At 41.8% G+C, this 11693-nt stretch carries 8 protein-coding genes and 1 riboswitch; of the genes, 2 read left to right on the forward strand and 6 right to left on the reverse strand.

Annotated elements, in window-relative coordinates; translation table 11 throughout:
* Positions 1–29: 29 nt before the first annotated feature.
* The gene (locus CDO33_RS09635; RefSeq protein ID WP_103083328.1) at positions 30–1328 is read left to right on the forward strand and encodes an IS30 family transposase; all 1299 of its coding nucleotides are present in this window, start codon (positions 30–32) and stop codon (positions 1326–1328) included.
* A 405-nt stretch (positions 1329–1733) separates the two neighbouring features.
* Here CDO33_RS09635 and CDO33_RS09640 read toward each other — a convergent pair whose 3' ends face one another.
* The 6 genes from CDO33_RS09640 to yfcE all read right to left on the reverse strand — a co-directional run bounded on the left by CDO33_RS09640 (position 1734) and on the right by yfcE (position 8687).
* Complete coding sequence (locus CDO33_RS09640) at positions 1734–2921, reverse strand: SH3 domain-containing C40 family peptidase (RefSeq protein WP_103083217.1); 1188 nt, start codon at positions 2919–2921, stop codon at positions 1734–1736.
* Between the two features lie 2 nt (positions 2922–2923).
* Positions 2924–3173, reverse strand: a riboswitch (cyclic di-AMP (ydaO/yuaA leader).
* A gap of 112 nt (positions 3174–3285) precedes the next feature.
* Entirely contained in the window at positions 3286–3984 is a 699-nt protein-coding gene (locus CDO33_RS09645; protein WP_161496620.1) for a heparan-alpha-glucosaminide N-acetyltransferase, read from the reverse strand.
* A gap of 100 nt (positions 3985–4084) precedes the next feature.
* Positions 4085–5716 carry a putative manganese-dependent inorganic diphosphatase gene (locus CDO33_RS09650; protein ID WP_103083219.1) on the reverse strand — a complete coding sequence of 544 codons (1632 nt, stop codon included), beginning with the start codon at positions 5714–5716 and terminating at the stop codon, positions 4085–4087.
* A gap of 137 nt (positions 5717–5853) precedes the next feature.
* Positions 5854–6297 (reverse strand): GreA/GreB family elongation factor, encoded by a 444-nt coding sequence (locus CDO33_RS09655; RefSeq protein ID WP_103083220.1) that lies wholly within the window; start codon positions 6295–6297, stop codon positions 5854–5856.
* 421 nt (positions 6298–6718) lie between these two features.
* Complete coding sequence (gene nagZ, locus CDO33_RS09660; RefSeq protein ID WP_338053256.1) at positions 6719–8017, reverse strand: beta-N-acetylhexosaminidase; 1299 nt, start codon at positions 8015–8017, stop codon at positions 6719–6721.
* A gap of 124 nt (positions 8018–8141) precedes the next feature.
* On the reverse strand, positions 8142–8687 hold the full coding sequence (gene yfcE / locus CDO33_RS09665) for a phosphodiesterase (RefSeq protein WP_103082168.1): 546 nt from the start codon (positions 8685–8687) through the stop codon (positions 8142–8144).
* A 306-nt stretch (positions 8688–8993) separates the two neighbouring features.
* Here yfcE and CDO33_RS09670 point away from each other — a divergent pair, with 306 nt between their 5' ends.
* The gene (locus CDO33_RS09670; RefSeq protein WP_103082169.1) at positions 8994–11651 is read left to right on the forward strand and encodes a cation-translocating P-type ATPase; all 2658 of its coding nucleotides are present in this window, start codon (positions 8994–8996) and stop codon (positions 11649–11651) included.
* Positions 11652–11693: the final 42 nt, after the last annotated feature.

Consider the following 11693-nt stretch of genomic DNA (forward strand, 5'->3'; position numbering starts at 1 on the left):
ATGGTGGTGCCTCTGAAGGGGGTACATATATGCGTGGCTTTAAACATTTGAGTCAGGAAGAAAGAAATATAATTGAACAAAGGTTAATCAGCAGGAAATCATTCAAAAGCATAGCACGCGAGCTTGGAAAGGACCCAACCACGATATCCAAGGAAGTGAAGAACCATATCCAATTTAGGAAAACCGGCTGTTATGGAAGAGTGTTCAATGATTGTAAACATCGTATTGGTTGCCCTGTTAAGCATCTTTGCGGCAGTTTGCGTTGTAGCCGTTATTGTCGCGCTTGCAAGTCTCGCATGTGTTCATCACTATGTCATGAGTATCAACAGGAAATTTGTCCCAAGCTTTCGAAGCCGCCCTATGTTTGTAATGGTTGTGAAGACAAACAGTCTTGTACATTAGAGAAGAGGATTTATTCTGCAACACATGCACAAAGAGAATACGAGACAGTACGCTCTGAGTGCCGTCAGGGTTTACAAATCACTGAAGAAGAAGCGATAAGATTGGATTCCATTATTAGCCCGCTGCTAATTAAAGGCCAGTCACTCCACCATATATGCATTAACCATGCTGATGAAATCATGCTCGATGAACGCACACTCTACAACTATGTGGACAAGGGTATCTTTACAGCAAAAAATATCGATATGCCAAGAGTTGTACGTATGGGCAGACGTAAAAAGGGAAAAGACCAGTTCAAAGTGGATAAAAAATGCCGAATAGGCCGAACTTATCAAGACTTTCTTAAATTTATGCAAGAGCATCCGGACCTTCCCGTAGTGGAAATGGACACGGTAATAGGAAGAATAGGCGGCAAAGTCCTGCTGACACTGCATTTTACTGTCCCACAGCTCATGCTCGCATTCATTAGAGATGCTAATACCTCCCAATCTGTCATTGATATCTTTGATCAGCTTTACCTGGAACTAGGCCCGGATACCTTCCGCAAATTGTTCCCGGTATTACTTTGTGACAACGGCAGTGAGTTCTCGAATCCGTCCGCTATTGAATTCGATTCACATGGGCAACGCAGAACCTGTGTATTCTACTGTAATCCGCTGGCTCCTTACCAGAAAGGCGCAGCAGAAAACAACCATGCTTTGATTAGACGCATTATCCCAAAGGGTACTTCTCTTGATGAGTTTACTCAGCGGGACATAACTCTTATGATGAACCATATCAACTCGTACAGTCGACTGAATCTCGGGGATAAAACCCCTTATTGGGCTTTTGGATTGCTCTACGGGGAAGAAATATTAAGAAGGATGAATGTAGAACTCATCCCGACAGATAATGTCACCCTGCATTCATCCCTTCTTAAGAAATAAATATTAAATAACCAGAGGCACCACCAGCCACAACTCTATAAGCATTTACAAACAGGGTGGAAATTACTCTTGCAAAAAGTTAGTTAATCTTCACACCTCTAGTTTGATATACCCAAAAAAGGGCTGGCTTTGTTCCTCTACTTCATATTTTAACCTATTATTGACTGAAAAGCATTAAAAATTTGCCTAAATAAACTAATCCAAAACCCGCTGAATTACTATTTTTCTCAATGATAACAGCATCCATGGAATTTACTTTTGCAAAGTGGAAATTACCTTTTCAATTGACCTCATAATGACAAATTTCTCTCTTTTTAAACTTTTTGCTTCGTACGATTGCCGGTATTTGCCCGGTCATGGTACCATTCGTTTCTGCCCTCGTAGATAAACTCCCATCGCTAAATATTAAAGCACTCTTTTGGACTTTATATAAGCTTTTACATAAAAGCTGTCATTTACATTGGTGATCTTTACATCCGATTTTGGGTTGGAAGCATGAATAAATTTTCCGTTTCCTATGTATATGCCCACATGAGTAACAACCCCGTTGTTTGCACCGCTTGTGTCAAAGAACATCAGGTCTCCCGGCTTCAAATCCGATTTGCTGACCGTAGTTCCTTTGGTTGCCTGCTCCTTGGATGTCCTTGGCAAATTTATTCCAAACTGTTTGTATACATAATATACAAGGCCTGAGCAGTCAAAACCTTTGGGAGTGGTTCCACCCCATATATAAGGTACACCAAGGAATTTTTTGGCGTATTCGACGATCTTTTGCCCTTTGGATAAGGAATCCGATGCCTTGTCAGTTCTAGCTGCTGCGGTGCCTCTCGAGGTAACGGGTGCCTTATTCGTAATATATTCGGAATAAACCCATCCTGTCGTTCCCCCAGATGTCTTTACCTTTGTCCAATCTCCGGAAGTGCCTAATACACTCACCTTTTCCCCTTGCTTCAGCTTTCCTTTTATCGATGCGGCAGTGCTTGCGTCACTCCTCAAATTAAGTACGTCGGCAGTAACATATGCCGTACCTGTAGCAGCGGCTTCTTTGCTTTCCTGGGCGGCAGTCGCAGCTAAAGTACTAGCTGTTGATTCTGCCGCTTTGTCCGACAGGTATTCATAATATACCCATCCTACGGTTCCCTCAGAGGTCTTTATTCTCCTCCAGTTTCCCGAACTGCCTAATATGCCTACTTTCTCTCCCCTTTTAAGCTGTCCGGTTACAGGAGAAGAGGTACTCGCCTCTTTTCTGATATTGAGGACATCTGTATTTACTATGGCTATTTCTTTAATTTCAGTTTTGCTGTTTACTGCGACTGCCAGCTCCGATACAAAATCCTCCCCAATCCGGCTGCCGTCGCCTTCATATGTAGCATTTATCCATGATCCAGAATTTCCTGAAGCTATGAATTCTGTTCCTTTGAGAAAAGTTGACAATACTTTTGCTGAATTATTTGCAGATTGGGCAAGAACTACGAGGGATTCTTCTTTTGCTGTTTCCTTATTTCCGTTTTCCGCATGTAAAGCGTCCGTATGTAAGCTTAAAGCAAAAGATAGTACCATGGTACCTGCCAGTACCTTTTTAAAAATATGCATCGTAACCTCCTATTATTAGCTTCCGAAGTTAGCTGACGGGTTCGGTAAATAGGATTACCCCTACCATGCCGGATAACTGAAAACAGGTGTACAATGCTGTTAATCAAATATCAAAGATCATACCGCAGTCTGATGTTAATAACATCATATATGTAACAGTACACATCTTTCCAGTTACCATTATGGATTAACCCCTAAAAACAGTTGGTTCCTCCGTACCTCTTAAAAAAGAGGATTCAGCTTTTAATAATTACCATAACATATTTTATGTTAACATAATGGGACGAAAATTTCAGCATTTTTGTTCAATTTTTTTTCATGTAATGTAAAGCAAAGAAAATAAACAAAGGTTTACTCCCGGCGGTCATTTTCCCGCCAGCCGGTTTATTAAGGACAATACGGCGATTATCACTGGTTGGTGGATCAAATAGATTGCCAATGTATGCCTTCCGGCGCTGCTTATTATGTTATCTTTAAGAGAAAATCCGAATAGGCTTTTTCTTCGGGAGTACAGGAGTTTTCCCAGCAAAACCCCATAAAGAAACAGTCCGAACCAAGGCAGCAAGGGATAATAATCAGAGGAAAAAAAGCTGCTGCTTGTCAATCCAAAAGCAAAGAAATAATCATTGGGAGCATTAATTCTTTCCAGAACCTTTCCGACTATTATGACTGCAGTTCCGATCGCAGCCAGTGCTTCCCAGCGCATTTTTTGAAACAACGGATACAGCAGCATGCTTATTCCCAAAAAGTGAAGTATCCCAAACTTTATAATAAACTCCGGGTCATAAAGATAGGTAATGAGAGTTATTGCCATCCCGGCAGCAAGAACCCTTAAGCCCCTTTTTACATTGCTGCGGCTAAGGGTAGAGCTTACGCCGGAGATCAAAATAAACATTGATGCCGATATTTTCCCGATCCAGTAATTGATTCCATAGCTATAGACGACATCATAACCATATATATCCTTCATATCATATATGACATGAAAATATATCATCATGATAAGGGCTATGCCCCTTAAAAAATCCAGTTCCCATATCCTCTGCCTTTTTTCTTTTTCCATGAGGCACCTCATAAATTATATTAAGCCAACATTTACATTTGATATAACTGTATTATAAGTTAAAGGCGAAGGATTTACAATCATAAAAGTGGGGTATGGATCACTGGACTGCTGCAGCCAGTTGAGGTATGATCTGCATTTTTCTGGAAACAACGCCGTTTAAGTAAACGCTGTCTTCCCCGGCACCGACATTAAATGCCTTCTGGGCTATGCTCTTTTCCCTGCCTGCAAATAAAACCTCGGAACCCACATTGATTATGTCTGTCACCAGAAGTATCAGCAAATCATAATCCTTAAAGGTGCAGATATCATTCATATATTTGATGAGATCATCCTTTATTTCAGAAAGGCTTTCCCTGTCCGATGCATTTATCTGTCCCACGCCGAATTTAAACTTGCCAAGCCGTACTTCTTTAAAATCGTTGTACAGAATCTTCTCAAGACTCTTTCCTCTTAAGGACGAACCCCTCCTGAACATCTCGGAAGCAAACCGGTCAATGTCAAGTTCCGCTATCTCCGACAGCTTTTGAGCTGTGTTAATATCCATCGGAGTGCAGGTGGGCGATTTGAATTTGATGGTATCGGATATTATAGCGGCGCATAATATTCCCGCTATATTTTTACTAGGCCGTATGCCTTTGTCAAAGTACAGATTTGTTATTATGGTAGATGTACTTCCCACAGGTTCGTTTTTAAAATATACCGGATAACCGGTCTGTATATCTCCAATCCTGTGGTGGTCGATAATCTCCAAAATCTCCGCCTGCTCTATCCCATCGACGGTCTGGGACCTTTCGTTATGGTCCACCAGAATTACCTTTTTCCTTTTCCGTGATATAAGATGGTATCTTGATATGAAACCTCTGACCTTCTGTTCGTCATCCAGCACAGGGTAGCTTCTGAACCTGGTTCTCAGCATTTCATCCTTTATGTCGTCGACAAAATCATTGATGTTAAAGCTGACCACATTAGTGCTGGTCATGACATATCCCACCGGAATGCTTTGATTTATCAGCCTTGCCGTCGTAAAAGTATCCCCAGGGGCAATCATCAGAATACACTTATTTTTACGGGCAAGCTCCACGACCTCTTCATCAACGGAGCCATTATAGGTTACAATGAGGCAGTTTGCGCCCAGTTCAATTGCTTTTATCTGGGTTTCCTTTTTGCTGCCGTCAATGACTATGTCTCCTTTGGAAACAAAGGCCCCCATCTCTTCCGGATTCATTGCCGGTATTACTACTCTTCCCGTTGTATTAAAGTCCTTCTGGCTTCCGCATATCAATTTCGCATTTAATGTTTCAACGATATTCATTAAAGGAGTCTTGCTGTAAGCGATTATGTCATTTTCCAACATGTCCATGTACTTCTTGGTTATGTCGGACGTAGTCACCAATCCCAGGAACTTCTCATTCTCATCAACCACCGGAATCACTTTAACATTATTTTTTTTCATGATTGTCCATGCTGTTTTTATCGAGACCTCCGGCCATGCAGGACTTATTATGTCGATATCCAGGTCGGACAATTGCGTCCTCACGGTTGCCAGATATTCAGGTGCTGGTATATTAAAATATTCCAGCACAAATTCTGTCTCTTTGTTTATATCCCCCAAGCGGACAGGGATTGCATTTATGCCTAGTTTTCTTTTTAACTCCGCATAGGCGATCGCCGCGCATATGGAATCGGTATCGGGATTTTTATGTCCTGTTATGTATACTGTATCTGCCATTTTAACACCCGCAAGCAATTGTAGTAGTTTTGATTAATTTTCTCATCAAGCAATAGGGTAACCACATTTGTTCAATAAATACAGTGCACTGCTTTTATACCCCATTACGATGGTATATTATACTACTTTATGCGGCATTATACTACTTCAATTTTTTTGATTCTGTATCTGTATATTCCGCTCGGGGTTTTTACAGAAACATCTTCTCCCTTCTTTTTCAAGAGGAGGGATTTTCCCATGGGAGATAAAAAAGAAATGTGGCCATTTGCTATATCTCTTTCATAGGGGGTCACCAATTTGTATCTGAAAACCTCATTTTCATCGACATCATGTATCTCTACTTCACTCCCTATAATAACAAATGGGAACTCATTATCCGCTTCGTCCGATATTCTAATGTCTTCAACCACCCCGTCAATCTTATTTACATACTCAGATAGAAAATCGATAAACTTATCACGTTCATCACCTATCTCCGGGTAGTATTCATCAATAAGCCTGTTTTTGTTCTCTTCCAGCCTTATAAGATGCTCCAGAACTTTTTCGAACATTGCTCTTGTAAGGCAAATCTTTTTCCCCATCAATTAGCCCTCCCCACCTTAAAATAAAATTAGCTGAATTTTCAGGCTTTTTCATGCAGTTTCATACATAAAATGGCATTTTCATATAAAACACTGTAGGCACCTTGCCAGAAGCAAAGTGCCTACAGTATCATGTTACCACATATAGCATGTGGTGTCAACTTAGTAACAATTTTACATTTTATTGAAATCCTAGATTTAAAGCTATGTTTATATGGCAGGATTTTTACCGGCAAACCATATTACGCCGTAAGACGCAGCAGCATTTCCATTCAGCTTTCATATTAGCTGCATATGAGTTTCATATGGGTTTCATATGAGCCTTCCTTTAGCTTTCATTGAGTTTTCGCCGTGTTTTATTTGATCTTCATTGATCCTTCTTTGAGTATTTATTGAATCTTTCCTTCACGCTTTCCGAAATTTAGCGCAGCACCGCGTCAATTCTGCTATTTATTTCTTCAATATTGACCGAATCTATCCTGTCATCGGCCAAACCATACTTTTCTTTAAGTTTCAATATCCTGTAAAGGCTCTCATCCAGCCTCTCCTCCGGGATATCACCCTTTGATACGGCAGATTTCAAAACGTTTATTACGGCTTCTTCCCTGTCATACCCATGGCAGACAAGAACAATGTCAGCTCCGGCAGATACGGATTTGACGGCTGCATCACCTATATCATAATTTTCCGTTATCGCACCCATAGTTATATCATCGGTAAATACGACTCCGTCAAAACCGCAATCCTCTCTTAAAATGTCGTTAATGACAATTTCCGAAAGGGACGATGGATAATCCGGGTCAATTTCAGGAAGCAAAATATGCGCCACCATAACCGCGTCTGCTCCGTTTTCTATGGCCTTTTTAAAAGGAAGCAGTTCAAAGCTCTTTAGCCTGTCCAAACCATTATCAACTCTTGGCAGACCCACATGGGAATCGGTGGAGGTATCCCCATGACCGGGGAAATGCTTCACCACCGGTATAATATCTTCCGACTGAATGCCCTTCATGGCCTGAACTCCGAGCCTGGTTACCACCTCCGGCTCAGAACCGAAGGCTCTGTCCCCTATGACAGGATTTTTTGGGTTGCTGTTTATATCCAATACCGGAGCAAAGTTCATATTAAACCCCAGGGCTTTTATCTCTCCGGCTATGGTTCTGCCCACTTCAAAGGAATAGCTTTCATCACCGGTCTTTCCGATAACTCCGGCCGCAGGAAGCTTCTTAAGCTCCTCCGGCATTCTGGTTACCCTTCCCCCTTCTTCATCCACTGAAATAAACAGCGGAATCTTGTTCTTCCGGTTGACTTCCTTTAAAGAATTGGTAAGCTCCAGCAGTTGGCCGGAATCTTTTATGTTCCTGCCAAAAAGGACAAATCCTCCTATTTTGTAGTCTTCTATCATCTTTCTGGCCTTCTCGTCCACCGTGTATCCGTCAAGACCGACTACAACCATCTGCCCGATCTTTTCCTCCAATGTCATACCTTTGATGTGCTCTTTTATCGGATTTTTAGGCTCTTGTATGGTATCCTCCGCAGGCTGATCCCCGGAAGGTGATGCTGTACTGCCCCCGGGCTTGTTGCTGTCTTCGCCGGCCTCATAGCTTTTTCTTGCGATGGAATATCCGAATATAAATGAAGCCAGCAAAATATTCAGAAACAGTAGAATAATTATCACTCTTTTTAACATTTTACCTTTTAACAATCCTTTCTGACGCGCCAACTCGTTCTTATTGCGCGGCTAAAATCATGATTCCCCCCCATAATATTGACGTAAACAGGCGTCCATTAAGTTCAATATCAACAGCCGCTTTTTTATTCATAGAAAAAATAATCCGACGGCTTTCTCAGTCCAAAGACACTTCCATATATACATTCCCATAAAAATCCTTGATCCTGAAGCAATTTCCCTCTAAAATCCCGTAGGTATTGGGATGATTTTCCTTGGGGAAAGTTATGGAGCCGGGATTAATAATATATATGTCCCCTCTTTTCTCCGCTTTGGGTATATGGGTATGCCCGTATATCAATACATCCCCTGCCTTTAGCTTCGGAAGATTGCTTTCGCCATATATGTGTCCATGGGTCAGAAAAAGCCTCCTGTCATTATATAAAATGGTAGAATAAGTCGACATGATTGGATAATCCAGCACCATTTCATCCACTTCACTGTCGCAATTGCCTCTTACAGCAATAATTTTATCGGCAAATCCGTTAAGCAATGCTGCCGTTTCCTTAGGGTTATATTCCTTAGGAAGAGGATTTCTTGCTCCATGATACAGTTGATCCCCCAGTATTGCAATATATCCCGCGTTTTCTTTTTTGTAAGCCTCCAGGGCCATCCTGGCATAATGCAAAGAACCATGTATGTCTGAAATAAAAAACAGCTTCATTTCGTATCTCCTTACTTTAAAGTTTCGTTTTCTATTATCATAATAGAACATAAGCCTCATTACAATAATATCAATATTTATTAACATAAACTTAAAAATATTAATATTGATATTTCCCGATATAAATCCATTTATAGCTAAAGTTTTACATTTTTTAATTTACTGGAACGACTTCCTATAGTACAATATAAATGAAACCATAGAAATAATAATAAAGTTAATTCAGCAGAATATAAAATACTAGAATTGGTTTAATTTAGTATGGCTTGTGCTGAAATAACAAAAACTGTTAGAGAGGTGCATCATATGTGGTTTTCAAAAACGCAAGAAGAAGTTCTTAGGGAACTGGGAGTGGACCGTGCTACCGGTCTTTCCAGTGAAGAAGCAAAAGCTAGGCTTGAAAAATACGGCAGAAACAAGCTTAAGGGTAAACCCAAGAAAAGCTTGGCAGCCTTGTTTTTTGATCAACTGAAAGACATGCTCATATATGTTCTTTTAGGCGCAGCTTTAATCACCATGATCATCGGTGAGTATGTCGATGCTGTAATCATTCTTTTAGTTGTAGTCCTAAATGCCATAATAGGAGTCGTTCAGGAGTATAAGGCTGAAAAGGCTATTGAAGCCTTGCAGCAGATGACTACTCCAAAAGCTCTGGTAAGACGTGACGGACAGGTAAAAGAAGTAAATTCGGAGGAAGTGGTTCCCGGGGATATCGTAATTATAGATGCAGGAAGATATATTCCCGCTGATTTGCGGCTGATAGACAGCGCAAACCTTCAGATAGAGGAATCTGCCCTGACCGGTGAATCCGTACCTTCCGACAAGGATGCTGAAGCTATTTTTGATGATCCGAAAACAGGGATCGGCGACAGGTCGAATATGGCCTTCATGTCCACCCTTGCCACCTATGGAAGGGGCGAAGGTGTAGTGGTAGCTACTGCTATGGATACGGAAATCGGTAAAATAGCAAAGATCCTGGATGAAGACAATGAGGAAATGACCCCTTTGCAAAAAAGGCTGGATGAGCTCGGCAGAATTCTGGGCTTTATCGCTATCGGCATTTGCGTACTCATCTTTGTTATTTCCCTGTTCCAGAAAAGGGATCTTTTTGAAATGTTCCTGACTGCGATAAGCCTGGCTGTTGCCGCTATACCGGAAGGTCTTGCCGCTATAGTTGCTATAGTGCTGGCCCTGGGCGTACAGAGGATGTCCAAAATAAATGCCATAGTGAAAAAACTGCCGGCCGTTGAAACTTTAGGTTCCGTAAACATCATATGCTCGGATAAGACCGGCACCCTTACGCAAAATAAGATGACCGTTGTAAAATATTATACTCTGAACAATTTGAAGGATGTTCCTGCTGAAGGAAGCAATTTCAGCGCTTCCCAGGATGAAGCGGAACTAATCAAAACCTTTGTGCTATGCTCCGATGCTACATATGAAAACGGCCAGGGCACCGGTGACCCCACAGAGGTGGCATTGGTAGTATTGGGAAACAGATATAATCTTGAAAAAAACGAACTTAATTCAAAGCATCAAAGGGTGGCGGAAAAACCTTTCGATTCTGACAGAAAACTGATGTCCACTTTAAACGTGGAAGGAAATGGTTATAGAGTGCATACGAAAGGAGCCATCGACAACATACTGAAGATTTCAACCCATGCCCTTGTAAATGGCAAAAGAGTGCCTTTGACCGAAGAGATGAAAGCAAATTACCTGAAATCCGCCGACGAGATGTCGGACAATGCATTAAGGGTTTTGGGCGCTGCTTATAAGGATACCGACAGCATGATTTCCCCAGAGGAGATGGAAAAAGATCTAACCGTTATCGGTTTTGTAGGCATGATCGACCCGCCGAGGCTGGAGGTTAAAGATTCCATCAGGGTGGCAAAGATGGCCGGAATAACCCCTGTTATGATCACCGGCGACCATAAGAACACTGCTGTTGCCATTGCAAAAGAGCTAGGTATTGCTGATTCCATCGATCAGAGCATCACCGGTGCTGAGATCGACCAGCTTTCTGATGAAGAATTTTCTAAAAAAATAAACAGCTTAAGGGTATTTGCCAGGGTTTCCCCTGAGCATAAGGTAAAGATTGTTAGAGCGTTCAAGGCCCAGGGAAATATTGTATCCATGACCGGTGACGGCGTTAATGATGCTCCTTCGCTGAAATATGCGGATATAGGTGTCGCTATGGGCATAACCGGAACCGATGTATCCAAAGGTGCCAGCGATATGATTCTTACCGATGACAACTTTACAACCATCGTCCATGCCATAGAGGAGGGCAGGAACATCTATAACAACATAAAAAAATCGGTTATATTCCTGCTATCCTGCAACCTTGGTGAGGTTATTACAATATTCGCATCCATACTGTTCTTCTGGCCGGTGCCTCTGATGCCAACCCAGATTTTGTGGATCAATCTGATAACCGATACATTGCCTGCAATAGCGCTGGGGGTTGACCCCGGCGATAGTGATATCATGAAGAAAAAGCCAAGAAATCCGAAGGAAAGCTTCTTTGCCAAAGGTGCGGGACTCAGAGCGATCATCGGCGGTGTGCTGATAGGTGCATTGACACTGCTGGCCTTCTTCTTCGGCCTTAGAGAGCACGGTTATACTTTAGGCTCAGAGAATATACCCGAAGAAGTTCTGATTTATGCGAGAACTATGTCCTTCGTTGTATTGGCTGCCTCCCAGTTGTTCTATTCCCTGACGATGAGGAACCCGGTGAAATCCATTTTCCGGATTGGATTATTCTCCAATAAATACCTCATCGGTGCCATTGTCGTGGGAATATTCCTGCAACTGATGGTTATTTCCGTGCCTTTCCTGGCAGGCGCCTTCAATCTTCACAACCTCAGTTTAAACGACTGGGGAATCGTAATATTGCTGGCATTGATACCCCTTGCAGCAAATGAGATAATCAAAATATTCATGAGAAAAACGGAAAGAGATTGATTCTAACAGAAAAAAGCAGGCTGTACGAGTTTGAAGCTCATG

The organism is Clostridium thermosuccinogenes (assembly GCF_002896855.1).
GTDB classification, from domain to species: domain Bacteria; phylum Bacillota; class Clostridia; order Acetivibrionales; family DSM-5807; genus Pseudoclostridium; species Pseudoclostridium thermosuccinogenes.

What these genes read in the sequence shown, in the direction of transcription:
- CDO33_RS09635 (WP_103083328.1), top strand. Translation starts at nt 30, where the DNA reads ATGCGTGGCTTTAAACATTTGAGTCAGGAAGAAAGAAATATAATTGAA.
- CDO33_RS09640 (WP_103083217.1), bottom strand. Translation starts at nt 2,921, where the DNA reads ATGCATATTTTTAAAAAGGTACTGGCAGGTACCATGGTACTATCTTTT.
- CDO33_RS09645 (WP_161496620.1), bottom strand. Translation starts at nt 3,984, where the DNA reads ATGGAAAAAGAAAAAAGGCAGAGGATATGGGAACTGGATTTTTTAAGG.
- CDO33_RS09650 (WP_103083219.1), bottom strand. Translation starts at nt 5,716, where the DNA reads ATGGCAGATACAGTATACATAACAGGACATAAAAATCCCGATACCGAT.
- CDO33_RS09655 (WP_103083220.1), bottom strand. Translation starts at nt 6,297, where the DNA reads ATGGGGAAAAAGATTTGCCTTACAAGAGCAATGTTCGAAAAAGTTCTG.
- yfcE (WP_103082168.1), bottom strand. Translation starts at nt 8,687, where the DNA reads ATGAAGCTGTTTTTTATTTCAGACATACATGGTTCTTTGCATTATGCC.
- CDO33_RS09670 (WP_103082169.1), top strand. Translation starts at nt 8,994, where the DNA reads ATGTGGTTTTCAAAAACGCAAGAAGAAGTTCTTAGGGAACTGGGAGTG.